This is a genomic window from Neorhizobium tomejilense (assembly GCF_964254135.1).
GTDB lineage: Bacteria > Pseudomonadota > Alphaproteobacteria > Rhizobiales > Rhizobiaceae > Neorhizobium > Neorhizobium tomejilense.
Map to the genome: position 1 here is coordinate 1,085,016 of NZ_CAXUSO020000002.1, position 21,758 is coordinate 1,106,773.

The following is a 21,758-nucleotide window of genomic DNA, read 5'->3' on the forward strand; positions in this document are numbered from 1 at the left end:
TTCTTCAGTGCAGATCACTGATGGGGAAAAGCTTCGCGTCGGTCTCCGAGAAGGAGATGCTGACGTCCGAATCCAGCGGCAACTCGACATCTCCTGACAGGACGGCCAGCACCTGCGCGTCGTTGGCGAGACGTAAATTCACGACCGTTTCAGGCCCCATGCGCTCGACCAGAACGACCCGACCGCTCAGCTTCCTTGAGCCACCCGTCAGCGAAAAAGCCTGCGGCCGGATACCAAGCAGCGCCTTGCCGGGGTTCTGCACGCGACCGGCCGGAACCGGAAACGTTTCAAGACCGGGGAACTCGATCCGTGCCCCGCCTTGCTCGATGGATGTCACATCGACTGTCAGCAGGTTCATCTTCGGTGAGCCTATGAAGCCGGCAACGAAGGCGTTGCAGGGATTCTGATAAAGCTCCATCGGGGCGCCGACCTGCTGCACGACGCCGCCATTCAGAACCACGATCTTGTCGGCAAGCGTCATCGCCTCCACCTGATCATGCGTCACATAGATCATGGTCGCCGCGAGCTGGCGGTGCAGCTTGGCGATTTCCGTGCGGGTCTCCATTCGCAAGGCCGCGTCCAGGTTGGACAGCGGCTCGTCGAAGAGAAAGATCGAAGGTTCACGCACAATGGCGCGGCCGATTGCAACGCGCTGCCGCTGCCCGCCCGAAAGCTGGCTGGGTTTCCGATCCAGCAAATGATCCAGCTTGAGAATCTGGGAGGCTTTCAGAACGCGTTCCTTCGTCTCCGCCTTAGGTGTCTTTCGCAGCGAAAGGCTGAACCCCATGTTTTCGGCCACGGTCAGATGCGGATAGAGTGCATAGGACTGGAAGACCATGGCAATGCCGCGGTCGCGCGCCTCCACCTTGTTGCTGACGGTTCCGTCGATCTCCAGCGTTCCGCCGGAAATATCCTCGAGGCCGGCGATCATCCGCAGAAGCGTGGACTTGCCGCACCCCGAGGGGCCGACGAAGACAACGAACTCGCCGTCCTTGATATCGAGATCGACGCCCTTGATGACCTCCAGGCTACCAAAGCTCTTCTTTACCCCGCTCAATTTCAAGCGAGCCATAGGCCTATCTCCCTGTCGCGTTGCCGCGCTCCGAAGGTTGTGCGATCCCCTCCGTGCCGGAGGGGATGTGTGGGGAATGGATTGTCAGGCGGCGGGAATGCACACCGTTTCGTTTTCCGCAGTCAGCCGCTCGCCTTCGAGGCCGCGCAGATAGGCGCCCTTTTCGAGCAGCTTTCGGCGTAGCGCATGAATATCAACATCCGACGGCCGAACGCCTTGTGAAATCGCGATTCCCGCCGCACGGCCGGCAGCCTCGCCCATCGCCATGCAGGTTGCCATCACGCGGATCGCGCCCATGGCTTCATGGGTCGCCGAGATGGAACGCCCGGCGACGATCAGATTCTCGATGCTCTTCGGCAGGAGGGATCGATAGGGGATATCATAGCAATCACCGCACCAGATCAGCGTGCAGCCCTCGTCGCCGGGGCGATGAATGTCGATAGGGTAGGATGCCACGGCGATGGCGTCCTCGAAGTGCCGGCAGCCGAGCACATCCTGTTCGTTCATCGTGTAACGCCCCACGATGCGGCGTGTTTCGCGGATGCCGAGGAACGGCGCGGTCTTGGTAAAATGGGCCTCCTCGAAGCCCGGGACATAATTGATGAGATATTCGACGATGTCGTCGATCTGATGCCGTGCGACGATTTCTCCATGCGTCAGCGAACGCGCGTCGGTTCCGTCGGTCCCGGTCACGCGGGTCATGTTGATCCAGGCCTCGCCCTTCTTAAGTCCGGTGATGATGATGGTGCGCTCGTTAGGGATGTCGAGATTGCGCTCGGTGCGCGCCTTGGCAATCAGTTCCCGCAGGCCGACGACGATGAACTGTTGATTCTGACCGAAATATTCGGCCGGAATGAAGTCGGTAAGATAGGTGCGTTTTTCGACGGCGATGGACATCCTCAATTTTTCGGTGTCGACGTTCGAAAGGCAGAACATCAGCGTCGGCGGCTGCATACCGCCATGCTCGTCGCCCTTCTCGGTCGCGACGCCCGCCCGGTAGGCGACATCGGCATCGCCGGTGCAGTCGATCACGATCTTGCCGACGACGACGCTGCGACCGCTCTTGCTTTCTGTGACGACACCGCGGATGGTCGAGCCGTCATCGCTCATGATCACGCCCGCGACGAACGTGTAGAAGACCACATCGACACCAGCCTCGGTCAGCATCTCAAGGCCGACCGTCTTGACCGCTTCCGGCTCGACGAGGGTGATGCCCATGTGCAGCGGGCACGGGCGGTGCTCGGAGGCAGCATTGCGCTCCTTGAGACGTTCGATGAATTTCTGGGGCAGACCATAGATGACCTGATTGCCTTTCTGACCGAGGAAACCAAGGACCGGCAGGCCGATCGTCATGTTGCCGCCAACAAAGCTGCGGCTTTCGAGAAGTCCGACCCGCAGCCCATCTTCAGCCGCAGCAAGGGCGGCGGTGAGACCGGCGGGACCGCCGCCGACGACAAGGACGTCGTAATCGGCGCTAACCGGTATCTCTCGGGCGGGTTCGGTAAAGCTCAGCGGAATATTCATGGTCGTAGTCCTGAAGGGTAAAGGGACAAGGCGGTGATGGATGGGGCGGCCATTAAGATGGATCGCCGCCCCATGATGTTGATCAGGCGGGCAGCAAGGGCTGGACGCGAGTGAGGATGGCAGCGACGGCATCCTTTGGGGTCTTGCGTCCGAGTACGGCAAGCTGCACTTCCTCGACGAAAAGCTGCTGGGCACGGGCGGCCTCGGCAAAGGGCGGGAAGGCGCCACGCGCATTCGCCAGAACCTTGGCCTCGACAGATGCGACCGAGCTCTTGGCGGTAAGTTCCGGTTCAAGGAAGGTCGAAACTCGCGCCGGGCCGTTGCCATTCACAGCCATGCCAAGCGTATTCTTCTTGGAGGAAACCTCCTTGATGAACTTCCAGGCAGCCGCCTTGTCCCTGGCATTGGCCGGGATCGTCATGGCCCATGCCTCGACGACGCTTGCAATTTCCTGCTTGCCCTTGAGGGCCTGTGCGATGGGAAACGCGATCGCCTTGATCTTGCCAGGGTATTTCGAGGTTTCGGCGCTGTTGAGCTGTGCAGATCGTGCGAACGGCAGTACGCTGAACGCCGCACGTCCCTGCTGCATCCAGGTCAGCAATTCCTCATTCTTGTTGGTCGCATAGCTGCGCGGCAGTGCTCCCTTTTCGAACATCCCGGCCAGAACCGTCAGAGCCTGCTCCATCGCTGTTGGATCGGGCAACAGTTTGAGGTCCTGACTGATGAAGTCACCGCCGAAGGCGCGCGCGAACATGACGGGGAAGACCGCCAGGTCGGAAGCAAGGATCATACCGGTCGCCTTGCCGGCTTTCGAAATGATGAGGGTCTGCTCGACGAGTTCTTCAAGCGTCGTCGGAGGCGTCTTGATTCCGGCATCAGCCAGCAGTTCCTCGTTGTAAAACAGGCCCTGTGTCGCGGTACGGACCGGAATGCCGATCAGCTTGCCATCGACCGTCATGCCTTTCACCAACCCCGGCGCGATGTCATCGAACGCCTCGATCGGATCCTTCGCCTGCCACTCGCGCAGGGATTCAAAAAGCGTCGCGTTCTGCTTCGTCGGGCGGTTATCGACCATGAAGCCGACGGAAAAATCGGTCTGCGCGAGGCTTGCTTCGCGAAATAGCCGGTCCATGAGCGGATTGGAATCGAGCGTCGTGAATGCGACGTCGATGTTGTTTTCCTTCTTCCAGGCGGCCAGCAGATCCTTCTCGCCTTCGCCGAGCGAGGTCTGGTGGACCTTGTGGCTCAAGACCTGCAGGGTCGTCTTGGATTGCGCGAGAACCGGTCCCGCCGCCGCAAGCGCCATGCCGCCGGCTGCAGTTCCGAGAAATTGACGGCGGCTCAGCCGTGATGCGTTGAATTTGGACATGTATTCCTCCCTTGATATTGCGGTTTCATTTCCTCCGGGCTCCTCCCCGAAGGGTTTCTATTCATCCCTTGGTCGCCCCCGCCGTCAGTCCCGCTACGAGGTAGCGGTTCATGACCATGACGAAGAGCAGGACCGGCAGGAGCTGTATGGTGGATGCGGCAAACAATACGCCCCAATCGACGCCTTCGATGGAGCCGATCATCTCCGAGATCACCAGCGGCGCGGTCTTGGCTTTGGTACTGGTGAAGATGAAGGCGAAGAGAAATTCGTTCCAGGCGAACACGACGACGAACACGGCCACCGCGATGATCCCGGGAGCGGCCAGCGGCACGATGACACGCTTGAGAATGATCAGCGTCGTGCCGCCATCTATGGCGGCGGCCTCGTCCAGCTCGCGCGGGATCTGGTCGATGAAGGTGCGCATCAACACGGTGCCGAGCGACACGAAGAACGTTGCATAGAGGACGGACAGGACGAAATGGGTGTCGGCCAGCCCAAGATTGTTGATGATCGGGAAGAGCGGCAGGGTCACGACGATCGGCGGAATGAGGCGCACGGCAATGAGGCCGACGAGCGACGCGTCGAGAAACCGGTTGGAATGCCGCGAATAGACATAACCTGCACAGGTCGAGGCGATGACGGCCAGCGTCGCCGCGCCGATGGTGACGATGGTCGAGTTCAGGAGCCCGACGAAGAACGCGCCCCATCGATCCCAAAGCTTCACATAATGCTCGAACGTCGGCTGGAAGAGCCATTGCGGAGGAGCGGCGAAGATTTCGCGGCCGGGCTTGAACGACGACGTCATGATGAAAACGATCGGGAACAGCGACCAGACGAGCATAAGAATGACCGCCAGCGTCTTGCACGATTTGATGAGAACACGCTCAAGCATGACGCACCTGCCGACGAAGAAGGAAGATATATCCGGAAGCCAGCAGCAGCGAGACGATCACCATGATCCAGGCCGTCGCGGAAGCCGGACCGAAGGCGTTGAAGCTGAAGGCTTCCTGATAGAGATAGACCGCGACCACCTCGGTCGTCCGCGCAGGTCCGCCGCCGGTCAGCAGCCAGACTTCGGAAAACAGGCGGAACGCGAAGATGTAGCGGAAGAGCAGCGCCACCAGGATCGCCGGAGCCATCAGCGGAACTGTCACCCGCCAAAAGCACTGAAGACGGGTCGCCCCATCGATGCGGGCCGCCTCGTAGAGGTCGGACGGTAGGGCCAGCCGAGCCGCATAGAGAATGATGAAGGTGAAAGGCAGATGCATCCAGATGGTCAGGACGGCGATCATGATCATGGCGTGCAACGGTTCGTACGACCATTCCAGTGGCGGTATGCCGAGCGCCTGGAGAAAGGTGGTCAACGGTCCGACATCGGGATCGAACAGAAAGCGCCACATGGCAACGCCCACCACTTCGGACACCGCGTAGGGCGCAAGCACAGCCACCAGCAGCAGGCGGCGAAACCAGAGCCCGGAATTGAACAGCAAGGCCATGCCGAGTGCGACGACCAGTTCGAGGTGGACAGCCACGACGACAATGATGACCGTGTTCCAGAGAGCGCTGTGGAATCCGGGATCGGTCAAGACACGGACATAGTTGTCCCAGCCGACGAAGGTGGCGCTCTGCCCGAAGGTCGACGACTGAAAGCTCAGCCAGATCACGTAGATCGACGGGATGACGATCACGCCGAGCAGCAGCAATTGGACTGGAGCCAGCAACGGCATGGCGCGCCACAGCGTAGAACTTCTCATTCATTCCTCCCGCCGCACGCTCCCGACGCGCGGCTCTGGTCTTGGCCGGTCAGCCCAATCGGGCGACCGAATCCCGCAATTGCAGCGTGGCGGCCAGAACGACGTTCTCCGGCTCCACCGCTGCTCCCTGAATTCTGCTTATCAACCGTTCCCAGGACCGGTCGGCGATCGCTTCTAGCGGCTGACGCACCGCGGTGAGCGGCACCTTGCGCGCCGTCATCCAGGTGTAATCGTCGAAGCCGATGAGAGAGATCGCATCGGGTATTTCCAGGCGCCGCCGCGCCAGCGCCGACAAGGCCGCCAAGGTTGTCACGTTCGTCGTGGCGATGATGGCGGTCGGGTGCGGATTGGCATCGAGCCACCGGCACAGGATCTCGGCACCCGATTCATGATTGATGCCGACCTCGATCACCCGAGGTTCGTCCAGGCCATGCGCTGCGCAACTGTCGGCCACTCCGCGGATACGATCGCGAATGGGACGAAACTCGGTGATCGAAGCGGCAATCGCAATCGACCGATGGCCGCAGCTGGCCAGATGTTCGGCAGCGGCCCATCCGGCGGCATGATTGTCGACAGTAACGGTATCGATTGCCAGGCCGTCCTGCCCCACGCGGTCGACGAGGATGATTGGCATGCTCTCGGCCTCGCGGCGAAGAAGTTCAGGCACCGCATTGGTCGCAGGAACCGCGATGATCCCCGAAGGCCTCCATCCCATCAGCGCATCAAGCCGCGCCGCTTCGATGCCCGGGTCATCCTGGGATGAAACCACGATCACCTGATAGGCCGCCTGAGCGGCAAGCTGCTCGATGCGCGAGACGAGGGACGTAAAGAATGTATCGTTGAAGTTGGGTATGAGCATTCCGATGACTTGCGTCCTGCCCGATTTCAGCTGGGATGCAGCACGGTCCACCTGATAAGACAAGGCTTTCGCCGCTTCGATGACCTTCAGGGTCAGTTCCGGCGTGACCAGTTTGCGGCCTGTAAACACGTTGGAGACCGTCGCAATGGACACTCCCGCGCGTTCGGCAACATTTTTGATCGTAGCCTTGGGCATTAAGGTGGGCGAACCTCAGTTAAACGTTTTACTCTCGTGTTAAACGTTTATCCACGCCAATTCCCGTTGTCAAGCGCCAAGCATCGTTGCGGTGCTGACGATGTTCTTATCCTTTCGGCGGTTTCTGGTTTCGGAAGCTGCATCTGAGTGATTGAGTAGCCGAACTTGCTGAGGGAGGGCATGATCCGGGCCATCGCTCACTGAAGCCGAAATGACCGGGCTCTGTCATTGCGCGCTCGGTTCGTTAGGCCGGCCTAGCAGGTTCGTTCCTGCTCTTGATGGGAGCAGAACCGCTCACCGGAGCGACGAGATAGGAAAATGATCTTGCTGAATTGCTGACATCGTCCTTTCGAAGCATTCAATCGTCATCGCGACGATAGTATTTTCGCTCCGGCAGCCTCGATAAATCGACCGGGAAAGCATTGCCTTTTCGCGGTGGCTGACGATGTGCCTCGACCTGCTGGAGCAGTGCGCTAAATCTCTGCCTCGGTGGTGCCAGGCTTCTCGCGCACATCCATTTGCAATTGGATACGGCAGATGTCGGTGCGACCGCTGGACATCATCCGGAAGTCTCCCTGACCGCCATAACGGCTTCCTTGTGCCGATCGGCAACTTTCCTGATCACGCTCGGCGCTATTCCGTGAAAGCCTCTTCCCGTTTACGGCTGATGCTCGGCGACAGCACCAGCGCAAGGACAACGACGGCGAAGATCAACAGCGAAAGGCTGAGCGGGCTGCGCAAGAAGATCGACGGATCTCCTTGGCTGATGAGCATGGCACGCCGCAGGTTCTCCTCCAGCATCGGCCCCAGAATGAAGCCGAGGAGCAGCGGCGCCGGCTCGAATCGCATCTTGCTGAGCGCAAATCCAATGACGCTGAAACCTGCCATGACGAACACGTCGAAGACGCTGTTATTGATGCTGTAGGCGCCGATGCAGCAGAAGCCGATAATCGCGGGAAACAGCAGATGGTAAGGCACCGTCAGCATCCGTACCCATAGCCCGATAAGCGGCAGGTTGAGGATGACAAGCATGAGATTGCCCGACCACATCGAAACGATCATGCCCCAGAACAATGCCGGCTCGTCCGAGATAACGTTAGGGCCGGGCGTGATGCCCTGCAGGATCATGGCCCCTACCATCAGGGCCATGACTGGGTTGCCGGGAATTCCGAGCGTCAGCATCGGAATGAACGAAGTCTGCGCCCCAGCATTGTTGGCGGATTCGGGTGCCGCAACACCCTCGATCGCCCCCTTGCCGAACTCGGCCCGGTTCGGGGATATTCGCTTTTCCATCGCATAGGACGCGAAGGATGCGAGCATCGCGCCGCCTCCGGGCAGAACACCAAGAAAGGATCCGAGCGCCGTGCCGCGCAGAACCGGAGCGATAATGCGCTTAAAATCGCTCATCGTCAGCATCAGGCCGGTCACGCGCTTGACGCCAACCGAACGTTCCTGCTCGCTTTCGAGATTGCGAAGGATCTCGCAGATCCCGAATATGCCCATGCTGACCGCGACGAAGTTGAGCCCGTCATAAAGCTCGGGGATGTCGAAGACATAACGTGGGGTACCGCTCTCGACATCGGTGCCGACGGTGCCAAGCATCAGCCCAAAAACGATCATAGCCATCGCCTTGAGCAACGACCCGCTGGCGAGCGCTACAGAGGCAACCAGCCCCAGGACCATCAGCGAAAAATACTCGGCAGGCCCGAAATTCAGTGCAACCGCAGCCAGAGGGGGAGCTGCCATCGCGAGCAGGATTGTCGCCACCGTTCCGGCGAAGAAGGAGCCAAGTGCAGCCGTTGCCAGCGCAGCGCCGGCACGCCCGTTTCGCGCCATCTGATAGCCGTCTATCGCGGTCACGACGGACGAGCTCTCGCCCGGAAGATTGATGAGAATGGCCGTTGTCGAACCGCCGTATTGCGCACCGTAGAAGATGCCCGCAAGCATGATGAGCGCTGATTCCGGCGGCAGTCCGAACGTGATCGGCAGGAGCATGGCAATCGTCGCCGTTGGCCCGAGCCCCGGCAACACGCCGATCGCTGTCCCGAGCAGGCACCCGACGAAGCCGTAGAGCAGGTTCATCGGCAAGAATGCGGTCGAGGCGCCGAGCCAGAGGTTCGAGAAGATATCCATAAGCAATCCAATCCGGTTTCGTCGGCCTCGCTGGGAGGGTTATGAAAGGTCGCCGAGAAAAGGGACCCACGGTCCGAACGCGCTGATGGGGAGCGACAAAAGCCGCGTGAACAGCAAGACCGAGCAGACCGCCAGGAACAGGCCGAGGAGGATGGAATGGCGCCAGTTGGCGTATCGGCTAGCAGTCGCGACGCCGACGATCAGGAGAAAGATTGTCGGCGCCAGCCCCAGTCCGGAGAGCAGCACACCGAATCCCACTGGCGCGAGGATGACCAGAAAATAAGCCTTCCAATTCGGCCTCTGGGGCTCCACTCTCTCAGCCTCGACCACCAGGGACTGAAGGATGATGAGCGTGCCGATCGCCATCAGAACAAGGCTCAGTGCCGTGGGAAAATAGCCCGGCCCCATCTGGAAAGAGTTTCCGACCTCCAGGTTGCGACCGAACCAGATAAATAGCAGACCCGCAAAGATCATCGTCACGCCGCCGACGAAGTCGCGGCCATTTCTTATCTTCAACATGGCATGACACTCGCGTGGAAAGATGAGCCGGTCGGGCATCAGCTCCGACCGGCGCGTACTCATTGAGGCGGAACGTTGGCGGCCTTGATCACCTCGGCCCACTTTGCCGTTTCCGTGGCGATGAAGGCCTTGAACTCGGTCGACGTGTTGCCGACCGGGGTCGCACCCATACCTTCCAGTTTCGCCTTCATGGCCGGCTCCGCAAGAATAGCCTGAACCTCTTTGCTGAGCTTCTCGACGATTTCCGGCGGCGTGCCGGGAGGCGCAAAGATGCCGTGCCACGACGTTGCTTCGAACCCGGGAATGATGCTCGCCATTGTCGGCACTTCCGGCAGAAGAGCCGCTTTATCGAGACTGGTCACCGCGAGTGCGCGTACCTTGCCGGCCTTCACCTGCTGTGCTGCCGTCGGAATATTGTCGAACATCATGTCAACATGGCCCGCTACCACATCGAGAATGGCCTGGCTGCTTCCCTTGTAGGGAATGTGGGTCATCTTGATGCCTGCCTTGGTGGCCAAAAGCTCGCCGGCTAGATGTATCGACGTGCCGACGCCCGACGAAGCATAGGTGTGCTTGCCTGGCTCCTTCTTGAGAAGCTCGATAAGCTCCTCGACGGAGGTCGCCTTGATCTTGTCCGGATTGACCACCAGAACGTTCGGCAAGGTCGCGATGAGCGAGATCGGCGCAAAACCCTTCTCCTTGTCGTAGGGCAAGGTCTTGTAAAGCGTCTGGTTGATGGCGTTTGAACTTACCGTGCCCATGCCGATCGTATAGCCATCCGGCTTCGACCGCGCGAGATCGCCAAGACCCACATTGCCGCCCGCACCGGGCTTGTTCTCGACGATAAATCGCTGCCCCAGCCGCTTGTCCAATTGTTCGGCCACGAGGCGGCCGAATGTATCGGTATTTCCCCCCGCGGCGAACGGCACGACCACCGTCACGGTCCTGGATGGATAGTCATCGGCGCGGCTCGACTGCATGCCTGTCGCGCATATTGCAGCCACAACGGCCGCAAACGTCGTGAAACGTTTGAAGTGCATAGAACTTCCTCCTTGCCTGGCCTCCAGCCAGCCTCATAAACCCACTCTCTCCACACCTCCCGGAGAGCAATGGAAGCGCTTTCATTGTAGCCTCAAAATCCTGCTCCGCAAGCATGAGTGGCAAAATTTATACCGCTTTAATTCAGTGTATTAGCTGGCTTCCTTGAAGATTATGCAGTTTAGGCACTTGCCTGTGAGTCCAATGAAAGCGTAACTCATTTAGCAGGGATGGCGAATATGACAGGTCACGACAAAAACAGAAGAAATCCGACGAATGGGCCGGTGACGCTTGCCGACGTCGCAAGGCTTGCCGACGTATCTCCTGTCACCGTCTCACGAGCCATCAACACGCCAAATCTGGTCAAGCCGCAAACGCTGGAAGCAATCGGCCGCGTCATCGCGAGGACCGGATACGTGCCCAATCTCCTGGCCGGGGGACTCGCGTCACGAAGAACGAGGTTGATCGCTGCGATCGTGCCGTCGGTCGCCAGCACGATCTTCGCAGAGACCATAGAGGGTCTCAACGCCGAGCTTGTTTCCGCCGGCTACCAGCTCTTGCTTGGATTGTCCGGCTACGATGCCCAACGAGAGCTCGAACTGACCCGCGCAATCCTCGCTCGCCGTCCCGACGGCATTATCCTGACTGGAATCTCCCATCTGAAAGAGACGCGCGCGATGCTGACCGGGGCAGGATTGCCGATCGTCGAGATCTGGGACTCGACGCCGTCGCCGCTCGATACCGCCGTCGGTTTCTCGCACCTGGCCGTGGGCGCCCTGGTCGCCGAGCATCTTTTGGCCAAGGGATATGACCGCTATGCCCAGATCGGCGCGAATGACCCGCGCGCAGTCCAACGCCGCGACGGCTTCGTCAATCGTCTGGCGGGAATTGCGGAGGTGGAATTGCCGGCGCTCGATATGAACTCGCCATCGACGTTTAGCGACGGACGGGCCGCGATGGCGCAGCTTTTGGACCGGGGACACGGCACGCTCGGCGTCTTCTGCTCGTCGGATGTGGTAGCCCACGGGGCTCTGGCCGAAGCCCATTTCCAAGGCTGCAGAATCCCCGAGGACCTGGCGATCATCGGCTTTGGCGATTTCGATTTTGCTCCGCACACGCATCCTCCGCTAACGACCGTCCGCATCGATCGCCGCGACATCGGCACCAAGGCGGCGCAATCGATCTTGAAAAAAATTGCCGGCAGCGAGGATGTGGGCGCCATGATCAATATCGATTTCCACATCGTCGCGCGGGGAACTGCCTGACATGCGATCTTAAGGTCGCTTGCCGAACTCCGCCGTTCCCCTTGTCCAATGATGCGACTGCTCGGAAAGCGTGATTCCCAATCCCGGACGGGTCGGCACCGCCATGCGGCCGTCCTTGATCTCCAGCCGTTCGTTGAACAGCGGATCGAGCCAGTCGAAATGTTCGACCCAAGATTCAAGTTCGTAAGCTGCCGCCAAGTGCAAATGGATTTCCATGGCAAAATGCGGCGCCAGTTGCAGCTTTTTCGCTTCCGCCAGCGCACAGATCTTCAGGAATTGGGTAATGCCGCCTACCCGCGGCGCGTCCGGCTGGATGAAATCAACGGAATTGTTCTGGATAAGAGATGCATGCTCAAGAACGCTTGCCAGCATTTCGCCGGTCGCGATCGGCGTGTCCAACTGCGCCGCAAGCGCCGCATGCCCTTCGACATCATATGCGTCGAGCGGCTCCTCGATCCAGGTAAGGTTATAAGGCTCCATCAGGCGGCCGAAACGCATGGCGCTCGGCCGGTCCCATTGCTGGTTTGCGTCGACCATCATGGCTGCCCGGCCACCGATGCGGTCGTGAACTGCCGCCACGCGCTTCAGGTCGATATTCATGTCCGGCTGACCGACCTTGATCTTGATGCCGCCGATGCCGGCCGCGATCGACTGCTCGACGTTTTCGAGAACCTCTTCGATCGGAGAAGAAAGGAATCCGCCGGAGGTGTTGTAGCATCTGACGGAATCACGGTGTGCGCCCAGCAGCTTTGCGAGCGGCAGACCCGCGCGCTTGGCTTTGAGATCCCACAACGCCACGTCGAAAGCAGCGATCGCCTGGATGGCAAGACCGCTACGACCGACGGAGGCTCCGGCCCAGCAGAGTTTGTTCCAGAGCTTGCCGATATCGTTCGGATCTTCACCGATTAAAACCTCGGCGATCTCCTTTGCATGCTCGTACTGGCCGGGGCCGCCTGCCCGCTTGGAATAACTGAACCCGATGCCGCTATGCCCCTGCCGGGTCTCTATCTCTGCGAACAGGAATGCGACCTCGGTCAGCGGCTTCTGCCGGCCGGTCAGCACCTTTGCATCGCTGATCGGCGTTTTCAGCGGCAGGAAGATCGAGGAAAGCCTGATCCAGGCAATGCTGTCTGCACCGCCGATTTGTTGGGTTGAGCCCGTTGTCGAGTGCGTATCCATTCGTCTCACGCCCATAAGGTTTCGCGTCTGGCCTTGACCGTTACCGATCTCACCCATTTAAGTCCAGATTGATTATTGTAGAGAATCTATACCGGAGTTGGATAGATGCTGGATATGACGCAGGTCAGGTCGTTTGTCGTGCTGGCGTCAGAGTTGAATTTCAGCCGTGCCGCCCGGCGCTTGAATATCACGCAGCCCCCCCTCAGTCGGCAGATCAAGCTCTTGGAGCAGGAACTGGACGTCACGCTGCTGGAAAGGACCAGCCGGCGGGTCGTTCTAACCCCTGCCGGCATGGTATTCCTGGTGGAAGCCCAAAAGTTGATCGAGCAGGGCAATGCGGCCACAACAGCGGCGCGGCGAGCGGCACGCGGCAGCGCGGGATCGGTGAGCATCGCATTTGTGGGAGCAGCAACCTATAGTTTTTTGCCAAAGTTCATCAGTGCCGCACGCACCACCGCTCCTCAGGTCGAGCTGGAATTGGTGCAGATGGAGACGGCGGAACAACTCCAGTCAATCAACACCGGCCGTATCGATCTGGGCCTGTCGCGCCCGTTGATAGGTTCGCATTATCTCGAAAGCGTCTGCGTGGCGCGCGAACCCATGATGCTTGCGATACCTCGGGCTCATCCCCTGGCCGCCAATCGCCGTCCCGCACTGAACATGCTCGATGGCGAGCCCTTCATCATGTTTTCCGCCCAGGCGCGATATTTGCATGAAAAGCTGGCCAGGCTATTGGCCGAAGCCCGGATCACCCCGCGCATTGTGCAGCAGATGACGCATTCACAGGCCATTCTGTCCCTGGTGAGCGCTGGCATAGGTTTGGCAATCGTGCCGGGCGAGACCCGGACCGCTTGCTTTGATAGTGTCGTGTTTCGCCCGATCGATCTCCGCGAAGAATGCATGGCCGAACTCCACGCCATCTGGAGACCGGACAATCGCAATCGCTTGCTGCAGGATATCCGCGACGTAGCAGTGCAAACGGCAGCCCGTGACGGTGATCTCGCCGGAAGGCGCCTTTGAATGACCGGCGGAAACCGGCGCGTCGACTACAGGCATGCCAGTGGGATTCATGTTGCCGCGGCCCGAGGAGGTGGTAAGCTTACGGCCAGGGAGGACGTATCATCCGCGGCGAAACCGATCACGTGAACAGGGTCGCAAAGGTTATCGCGTCCGCATCGGACGCGGCGCGGAGTCCGCTTGCAGCGTCCTGGCGACGATCAATGGAACATCACCGGCTGGATCCGTCGGCGCGCCGACCGAACGATCGGGTCGATGAGGCGGAACTCGACCACCGACGAGCTTGCCTGGATCGCTTCATGAGGGTTGCAACAGCAAGGCTTGATCATCTCTTTGGCCTGGTGGGTGCCTCAGGGTGCGGTGTTCTTCTGACCGATTGCGACGGTGTGATCCTGGATCAGCGCTGCAAGGATTCCGATCTGACAGCCTTCCAGGAATGGGGCCTGTGGCCCGGCGCGGACTGGAGCGAGGCCAGCGAAGGCACCAACGGAATAGGCACCTGCCTGACCGAGAAAAGAAGCGTCACGATCCACCGCGATGAACACTTCTTCGCCCGCAATACTGGAATGAGTTGCATGGATGCTCCGGTCTTCGGTGCCGATGGCGGCATCATCGCCGCGCTCGATGTGTCTTCTGCCCGGGTCGACCAGACGGAAGGATTCAATCGGCTCATCTCGGCGATGGTGGCGCAGACCGCGCGGTCCATCGAGATCGATTACTTCCGCGCAACATTTCCAAAATCTCGCATCGTGGTGGCACATACGGACGACAGCGAGATGTCGGTGCTTTTGGCTGTGGATGCCGACGATCTTGTCGTCGGAGCAACACGGGGCGCACGTCGCGTATTCAGATTGGAGCCCACGGGTTTTCTTAAACCCCGCGCTGCGTCCGACCTCTTCGGCGGGGGAGAGGAGTGCTTGGGGTTCGATGCCGCGGAACGAGCCGCCGTGATGCGTGCCCTTGCTCGTACCGAGGGCAACGTGTCGGAGGCTGCTCGGCGGTTGGGGATCGGTCGAGCGACCCTTTACCGGCGCATGAGACGGCTGCATATCGGCGAATAGCGCGCCCACCTGTCTCAGATTTGGGACGTTTTAGGTCCCTGACCCTCTCTCCCCAGGCTGACCAGCTGACCTTTCTGGCGCATCTAGATGTGATCGGGTGGAGGATCCGATCACACGGAGGAGTATTTCCATGAACATCATGACCAAGCCGGCAAACATCTACGTCTCGCCATTCAAGGACCGCTATGACAATTTCATTGGCGGCAAGTTCGTTCCCCCAGTCCACGGCCGATATTTCGACAACATCACCCCGATCACTGGCGCAAAGGTCTGCGAAGTTGCTCGATCGGACGTGGCCGATGTTGAGCTGGCGCTGAATGCGGCCCACGATGCCAAGGAGGCCTGGGGCCGGACCTCGGCAAGCGAACGCGCCAACATCCTCTTGAAGATCGCCGACTGCTTGGAAGACAATCTCCAGCTTCTGGCGCAGGCTGAGACGTGGGACAACGGCAAGCCGATCCGCGAAACCACGGCGGCAGACATCCCACTTTCAGTCGACCACTTCCGCTATTTCGCTTCCGTGTTGCGTGCCCAGGAAGGCACCATGTCCGAAATCGACGCCGACACGGTCGCCTATCACTATCACGAGCCGCTGGGCGTCGTCGGCCAGATCATTCCGTGGAACTTTTCAATCCTGATGGCCGCCTGGAAGCTGGCCCCCGCACTTGCCGCCGGCAACTGCATCGTACTGAAGCCTGCCGAACAGACACCAGCGGCGATCATGGTGCTGATGGAACTGATCGCCGACCTCCTGCCGGCCGGCGTCCTGAACATCGTCAACGGGATGGGACCCGAGGTAGGAGGCCCACTGGCCAGATCTCCCCGCATTGCAAAGATCGCCTTCACCGGCTCCACCGAGACCGGGCGCATCATCATGCAGGCGGCAACCGAAAACCTGATCCCCGTGACCCTGGAATTGGGCGGCAAGTCCCCGAACATCTTCTTCTCCGATGTGATGGCAGAGGATGACGCGTTCCTTGACAAGGCCGTCGAAGGGTTCGTCCTATTTGCCTTCAACCAGGGCGAGGTCTGCACTTGCCCCAGTCGTGCGCTTGTCCATGAGGACATCTACGAGGCGTTCATCGCACGCTGCATCGAGCGGGTGCGCGCGATCAAACAGGGTGACCCTCGCGACATGCAGACGATGGTGGGGGCACAGGCGAGCCAGGAACAGCAGGACAAGATCCTGTCCTATCTGACGATCGGCGTGAATGAAGGAGCAGAAGTATTGATCGGAGGGGATGCCGCGCGCCTTGACGGGGACCTTTCCAGCGGCTTCTACGTTCAGCCGACGATCCTGAAGGGCCACAACAAGATGCGGGTCTTCCAGGAAGAGATCTTCGGCCCAGTGGTTTCTGTCACGACGTTCAAGGATGAGGCGGAGGCGCTGCAGATCGCCAATGACACCATATACGGCCTTGGGGCCGGCGTGTGGAGCCGCGACGCCAACCGTTGCTACCGCTTCGGTCGCTCAATCCAGGCCGGCCGCGTCTGGATCAACAATTATCACGCTTACCCGGCCCACGCCGCGTTCGGTGGATACAAGCAGTCGGGATTTGGGCGCGAGACGCACAAGATGATGCTCGACCACTATCAGCAGACCAAGAACATGCTGGTCAGCTACAACCCAAACAAACTTGGGTTCTTCTGAGCCAAGGATTTGCCAAGGGGTGGATCTTTACGGGCCCACCCCCAACGTTTCCATCCGCTCTTTTCGCTCATGTGCCGTCTTCCAGACATCGAGCCTCTTCGAGAGTCACGCCGATCGCCAACGCCGACAAGCTGTCTTCCAGTTCCGCTACCGTCCACGGGCGGATCAAGGGGACTGTTGGGAACGGCTACCTATGCGACTACTGGGTTGCGCTCTGGTTTTGACAAGCAAATCGAACGAGCGGGAATAGGTCGGCCAGCGACGCAACGGACGAGGGAAATCGTCTGAAGCTGACGCTTTAGATCCGCAACCGTCATCAGAATGGCAGGCCGATGGTTTGCAGCGCTACCCGGGTTCTGTATCAAGGCACCAGCCCCAATCGCCCTACGATCGAGAGGAGATCAGAATGGTTGCCGAAACTGACGAGTTTGCGCTGGAGATTCGAGACGTGACACGACGTTTCGGACCGACGGCAGCCGTCGGTGGCATCTCGTTATCGGTCCGCAAGGGAGAAATTATCTGCCTCGTCGGCCACTCCGGATGTGGCAAATCAACACTGCTCAGATTGATCGCCGGCGTCGACACGCCGGACGGCGGCCGTATTCTTCTCGCTGGCAAGGAGATTTCAGGCCCATCGACCTTCATGGAGCCAGAGGCGCGCAATATCGGTTTCGTTTTCCAGGATTATGCTCTCTTCCCGCATCTGACCGTGGAGCAGAATATCCTGTTCGGTCTCAAGCGCTACAACAGAGCAGAGGCGATCAGGAGGAGCTCGGAGGTGATTGGCAGGATAGGTATCACGCATCTCATCGACCGTTTTCCACATATGCTGTCCGGTGGCGAACAACAGCGCGTAGCGCTGGCAAGGGCGCTCGCTCCCCGGCCCCACATCCTGCTGATGGACGAACCTTTTTCCAATCTGGATCAGAGCCTGAGGGACACGGTGCGCGACAACACGCTGTCGCTTCTGAAAACGCTGGGTACCACCGTGATCATGGTCACTCATGACCCCGACGAGGCGCTTTCGGCCGGGGACCGCGTGGTTCTGATGAAGGCTGGCGAAGTCGTTCAGGCGGGCTCAGGCTACGATCTACACGATCGACCCCTCACCCCGTATGCGGCAGAATTCTTCTGTGACTTCAACAAGGTGCCGGGCGTCTACAAGGGCGGCGTGATTGCAACAGCGATGGGCGTCTTCTCACAGGCTCTGGCTATCCCGGAAGGCAGTCCGTCGACGCTTTACATCCGTCCTCAGGCGATTTCGATCTCGCAGGATGACGGAGATTTTTCCGGCCGCATCGAAGGGCGAAGCTTTCATGGAGAATTCGAGCAGTTCCTTGTTCGTGTCGATCACCTTGAAACACCATTGCGAGTGAGATCGACCAGACGATTGCCGCCGGATGTCGACCTGGTGCGAGTCTCCATCGCCAACGATCAAGTGCTGGCATTTCCGGGCGATTAAATCGAAGATTGTATTGGGCGGGAAATGCGGATCAACAAACCGTGATTGTGACTGCAAGTTGAATATTAAAACTTGACGAAAACGGTCATAAACTGCTGCAAGCATGCAAAACACGGAGGGACTTATGAACACGCATGCCATCGCAACATCGACCTTTCTCGTCGCCTCGCTCTTCCTGAGTGCAAGCGCGGCCACTGCCGCCGAGATCAACATCTACACGACGCGTGAGGCGGGGCTAATCCAGCCGCTTCTCGATGCATTCGCCAAATCCACAGGCACCAAGGTCAACACCGTTTTCCTGAAGGATGGCCTTGCGGAACGCGTTGCGACCGAAGGCGCCAGCTCGCCCGCGGATATTCTGATGGCCGTCGATGCCGGCAGCCTGGTCGACCTGGTCGAGAAAGGTGTCACCCAGCCCGTCGAGTCGGCGGTGCTGAATGCTGCCATTCCCGCGCAGCTGCGCGACCCCAAAGGCAACTGGTACGCGCTTTCGATGCGTGCACGCGTGCTCTATGCCGCGAAGGACTTGGATCTGAAATCGTTCAACTACGAAGAGCTTGCCGACCCCAAATGGAAGGGCAAGGTATGCATTCGCGCCGGCCAGCACCCCTACAACACGGCTCTCTTCGCCGACTACATCGCCCACTACGGCGCGGCTGAAGCAGAAAAGTGGCTGACGGGCGTTAAGGCCAACCTGGCCCGCAAGGCCGGTGGTGGCGACCGTGACGGCGCCAAGGACATCCTTGGCGGTATCTGCGATATTGCAATCGCGAACTCTTATTATGTCGGCCTGATGCGATCGGGCAAGGGCGGTCCGGATCAGGTCAAGTGGGGTGAGGCCATCAAGGTCATTCTTCCGACCTTCAAGAATGGCGGCACGCAGGTCAACATCAGTGGTGCAGCTGTCGCCAAAAATGCGCCAAACAAGGCCGAAGCAGTCAAGCTCCTGGAATATCTCGTCTCCGATGAAGCCCAGAAGATCTACGCCGAAGCCAATTACGAATACCCGGTCAAGGCCGGCGCGGCCACCGATCCGATCATCGCATCCTTCGGTCAATTGAAAATCGACTCCAAGTCGTTGACGGAGATCGTCGGCCATCGCAAGCAAGCAAGCACGCTGGTCGATAAGGTTGGCTTCGACAACTAACATGGACAGAAAGGCGCCCTTGTCTTTGCGGGCGCCTTTCGTCTGGCCAGTTGGTGAATAACGTGACCTCCCCTATTGCCGCGATCGCTTGGCCCAAACGGCGTCCAGGCAACCGTTGGCTGATCTGCACAGTTATGGTCGCAGCACTTGTGGCGCTCCCCGTCGTGGGCCTTTTCCTACAGGCCATTCAGGGCTCTCCCGGCCTCTGGCAGCATCTGGCAACCACTATCCTGCCGATTTCCATGGTCGATACCATCATCCTTCTCCTGGGCGTCGGCATCGTTTCGGCTGTCATCGGCACAACAATGGCATGGCTGGTTACAGCGTATTCCTTTCCCGGTCGGCGGACGCTGGAATGGGCACTACTGCTGCCGCTCGCCGTGCCGACCTACATCATCGCCTATGCCTATCTCGACATTCTGCACCCGATCGGTCCCGTACAGAGCGCAATCCGCTGGTTGCTTGGTTATTCGAGCCCGCGCGAGTTCCGTTTGCCGGACGTGCGCTCGATGCCCGGCTGCATTCTTCTTCTGGGTTTCGTTCTCTACCCATACGTCTACATGCCCACACGCGTGATGTTCCTGACACAATCAGCCAATCTCATCGACGCGGCACGAACGCTTGGTATCTCCCGCCGCGCCATCTTCTGGAACGTCGCTCTGCCGCTTGCAAGGCCGGCGGTCGCCGTCGGTGTCAGCCTGGCGCTGATGGAAACCCTGAATGATGTCGGCGCCTCGGAATTTCTCGGTGTTCGCACGCTGACCGTTTCGATCTATACGACCTGGATCACGCGAACAGACCTGCCCGGCGCGTCACAGATCGCCCTGTTGCTATTGCTTATGGTCGTCGCTCTCGTGTCGTTCGAACGGTGGGCGAGGCGAAGGCAGCGCTATTCCGCAACTACGCAGCGCAATCGTGGTTTTGAGCCGCTTCGAGTTTCGTCGCCGAAAGGCCTGCTTTTGCTGATGCTCGGCCTAACCCCGATCCTGATCGGTTTTGCCGCACCGGCCCTATACCTGTCGACATCAGCATGGCAACGCATCCGTTTCGCCGGCATATCCTCGAACCTGCTGAACGAGGCGGTAAACACGATTGCCCTAGCCGCCATCGCAACCGCGACCACGATCGCATTTGGCCTCGTCGTCGCCTATGCAAACCGCCTTCGCCCGGGCGCAGTGTCGTCTTGGTCCTATCGTTTCGCGACAATGGGATATGCGGCCCCCGGCACGGTGGTTGCCATCGGCGTTCTGATCGTGCTGGCGACGGCAGATCGGTTGGTTGACCAGACCGCCATCGATTGGTTCGGAGTCTCCACCGGCCTGTTGTTCATCGGTTCGGGCGCTGCGCTGATATACGCATATACGATGAGGTTTCTGGCTATCTCGGCTGGAGGCATTGACGCCGGGCTTGCACGTATTCCCCTGTCACTGGACCAAGCCTCACGTTTGCTCGGTCAGTCTCCAACCGGGACCCTGCGCCACATACATCTGCCGTTGTCGAAAGCGGCATTAACGGCAGCCGGCCTGCTGGTCTTTGTCGACTGCGTCAAGGAACTCCCGGCCACGCTCCTGCTGCGACCGCTCAACGTCGAAACATTTGCCACCCACCTGTATGGCGAGGCCGCGAGAGGAACCTACGAGGAGGCTTCTGTCGCCGCCTTGGCCATCCTTCTGATCGGCATGCTACCGGTCATCCTGCTCTCCCGCATCGGTCGCTCGGATCGTTGACGTTGCCCGGGCAAGCCGAGGTCAGTCAGACTGACTAGGCATGGGGCGACGCCTATCCGCCGGGCGCATGGATGATGCGCAACCTCGTGGTTTGGAAAAGAACCGATTGAGGATAGGATCTCTACTCAGCCAAATTAGATGAACTCATCCTTGCCGTTTATGGCCTGCCGTAAACCATGCTACCAGCTCAGCTGCATTGCGTACGCCTACGGCTTGCATAAGCCGCGCGCGATGGGATTCTATGGTGCGCTTCGAAAGTCCGAGTTCGTCGGCGATCATTGCGTTGCTCTTTCCCTGCGCAACCAGGGTGATGATCTGGTGCTGCCGATCAGTAAAGGTCGGATCGGAGCTTTTGATCGGCCGGTTGATCGCCTGGAAACAATAGAGTGCTTCGGCAAACGGATCGGCGAGATTGTGGCTCCGGCCGTTCACCCTGCACCAGAAGCGTCCGCCATCCCCCCTCGTCATGATCCGCTCGTCATAAAAGACCTGCCCGGCGGGCAGATGACTGCGCCACAAATGACCGATGCGCACAAAGTCCGCGATCTTCGGATAGAGACGTGCAAAACTGGTGTCCAGGATCTCTTCCCGGCGAAGCCCAAAAAGCGTAGCGAATTCGACGTTACAATCACGAATGATACGATGCCTTGCATAAACCATGGGCACCGGCATATCCGCCAGCGGAAAACGATGGATCTGATCCGGATCCGGAATTGATGCTGGAGCTTCAGGCATGCAGTATTAATACGGCTAGCCGCCAAGGTCGATCAAGCCTTAGTTTCGCGC

Annotated in this window: 18 protein-coding genes and 1 pseudogene; 8 read left to right on the top strand and 11 right to left on the bottom strand. The window is 59.5% G+C overall.

Going from position 1 to position 21,758, the window contains the following annotated elements; translation table 11 throughout:
* Positions 1-4: 4 nt before the first annotated feature.
* The 9 genes from ACSQ3G_RS27820 to ACSQ3G_RS27860 form a co-directional block, all read right to left on the bottom strand.
* Positions 5-1,072: an ABC transporter ATP-binding protein gene (locus tag ACSQ3G_RS27820; RefSeq protein WP_436112565.1), complete on the bottom strand. Its 1,068-nt coding sequence runs from the start codon at positions 1,070-1,072 to the stop codon at positions 5-7.
* Between the two features lie 84 nt (positions 1,073-1,156).
* Positions 1,157-2,596 (bottom strand): FAD-dependent oxidoreductase, encoded by a 1,440-nt coding sequence (locus ACSQ3G_RS27825; protein WP_436112566.1) that lies wholly within the window; start codon positions 2,594-2,596, stop codon positions 1,157-1,159.
* Between the two features lie 82 nt (positions 2,597-2,678).
* Entirely contained in the window at positions 2,679-3,965 is a 1,287-nt protein-coding gene (locus ACSQ3G_RS27830; RefSeq protein WP_436112567.1) for an ABC transporter substrate-binding protein, read from the bottom strand.
* 61 nt (positions 3,966-4,026) lie between these two features.
* Complete coding sequence (locus ACSQ3G_RS27835; RefSeq protein ID WP_436112568.1) at positions 4,027-4,857, bottom strand: carbohydrate ABC transporter permease; 831 nt, start codon at positions 4,855-4,857, stop codon at positions 4,027-4,029.
* Positions 4,850-5,719 (bottom strand): carbohydrate ABC transporter permease, encoded by an 870-nt coding sequence (locus tag ACSQ3G_RS27840; protein ID WP_105436870.1) that lies wholly within the window; start codon positions 5,717-5,719, stop codon positions 4,850-4,852. The genes ACSQ3G_RS27835 and ACSQ3G_RS27840 overlap by 8 nt, the downstream gene beginning before the upstream one ends.
* Before the next feature lie 49 nt (positions 5,720-5,768).
* Positions 5,769-6,773, bottom strand: coding sequence for a LacI family DNA-binding transcriptional regulator (locus ACSQ3G_RS27845; protein WP_436112569.1), 1,005 nt, complete (start codon positions 6,771-6,773; stop codon positions 5,769-5,771).
* A 633-nt stretch (positions 6,774-7,406) separates the two neighbouring features.
* A complete protein-coding gene (locus ACSQ3G_RS27850; RefSeq protein ID WP_172723918.1) occupies positions 7,407-8,906 on the bottom strand; it encodes a tripartite tricarboxylate transporter permease in 1,500 nt (499 codons plus the stop codon).
* A gap of 39 nt (positions 8,907-8,945) precedes the next feature.
* Entirely contained in the window at positions 8,946-9,464 is a 519-nt protein-coding gene (locus tag ACSQ3G_RS27855; protein ID WP_436112570.1) for a tripartite tricarboxylate transporter TctB family protein, read from the bottom strand.
* A 20-nt stretch (positions 9,465-9,484) separates the two neighbouring features.
* Positions 9,485-10,465, bottom strand: coding sequence for a Bug family tripartite tricarboxylate transporter substrate binding protein (locus ACSQ3G_RS27860; RefSeq protein WP_436112571.1), 981 nt, complete (start codon positions 10,463-10,465; stop codon positions 9,485-9,487).
* A 237-nt stretch (positions 10,466-10,702) separates the two neighbouring features.
* On the opposite strand from ACSQ3G_RS27860, the pseudogene ACSQ3G_RS27865 reads away from it, so the two are divergent.
* Together ACSQ3G_RS27865 and ACSQ3G_RS27870 are read left to right on the top strand one after the other, a co-directional pair.
* Positions 10,703-10,876, top strand: a pseudogene (locus ACSQ3G_RS27865) (LacI family DNA-binding transcriptional regulator); the annotation flags it as partial.
* 48 nt (positions 10,877-10,924) lie between these two features.
* Positions 10,925-11,728, top strand: coding sequence for a substrate-binding domain-containing protein (locus tag ACSQ3G_RS27870; RefSeq protein WP_436113211.1), 804 nt, complete (start codon positions 10,925-10,927; stop codon positions 11,726-11,728).
* Positions 11,729-11,737: 9 nt separating this feature from the next.
* Here ACSQ3G_RS27870 and ACSQ3G_RS27875 read toward each other — a convergent pair whose 3' ends face one another.
* Positions 11,738-12,907 carry an L-talarate/galactarate dehydratase gene (locus ACSQ3G_RS27875; RefSeq protein WP_436112572.1) on the bottom strand — a complete coding sequence of 390 codons (1,170 nt, stop codon included), beginning with the start codon at positions 12,905-12,907 and terminating at the stop codon, positions 11,738-11,740.
* Positions 12,908-13,012: 105 nt separating this feature from the next.
* Between ACSQ3G_RS27875 and ACSQ3G_RS27880 the strand changes: the two genes are divergently transcribed.
* The 6 genes from ACSQ3G_RS27880 (at position 13,013) to ACSQ3G_RS27905 (ending at position 20,972) form a co-directional block, all read left to right on the top strand.
* Complete coding sequence (locus tag ACSQ3G_RS27880; RefSeq protein ID WP_436112573.1) at positions 13,013-13,927, top strand: LysR family transcriptional regulator; 915 nt, start codon at positions 13,013-13,015, stop codon at positions 13,925-13,927.
* Between the two features lie 122 nt (positions 13,928-14,049).
* Positions 14,050-14,985 (top strand): helix-turn-helix domain-containing protein, encoded by a 936-nt coding sequence (locus ACSQ3G_RS27885; protein ID WP_498072577.1) that lies wholly within the window; start codon positions 14,050-14,052, stop codon positions 14,983-14,985.
* A 139-nt stretch (positions 14,986-15,124) separates the two neighbouring features.
* Positions 15,125-16,636, top strand: a complete 1,512-nt coding sequence (gene adh, locus ACSQ3G_RS27890) for an aldehyde dehydrogenase (protein WP_436113212.1) — start codon at positions 15,125-15,127, stop codon at positions 16,634-16,636.
* A 406-nt stretch (positions 16,637-17,042) separates the two neighbouring features.
* Complete coding sequence (locus tag ACSQ3G_RS27895) at positions 17,043-18,098, top strand: ABC transporter ATP-binding protein (RefSeq protein ID WP_436113213.1); 1,056 nt, start codon at positions 17,043-17,045, stop codon at positions 18,096-18,098.
* A gap of 124 nt (positions 18,099-18,222) precedes the next feature.
* Positions 18,223-19,245, top strand: coding sequence for an extracellular solute-binding protein (locus ACSQ3G_RS27900; protein WP_436112575.1), 1,023 nt, complete (start codon positions 18,223-18,225; stop codon positions 19,243-19,245).
* A gap of 134 nt (positions 19,246-19,379) precedes the next feature.
* Entirely contained in the window at positions 19,380-20,972 is a 1,593-nt protein-coding gene (locus ACSQ3G_RS27905; RefSeq protein ID WP_436112576.1) for an ABC transporter permease, read from the top strand.
* Positions 20,973-21,116: 144 nt separating this feature from the next.
* Here the strand turns inward: ACSQ3G_RS27905 and ACSQ3G_RS27910 are convergent, their stop codons facing one another.
* Entirely contained in the window at positions 21,117-21,707 is a 591-nt protein-coding gene (locus ACSQ3G_RS27910; RefSeq protein WP_436112577.1) for a helix-turn-helix transcriptional regulator, read from the bottom strand.
* Positions 21,708-21,758 lie beyond the last annotated feature (51 nt).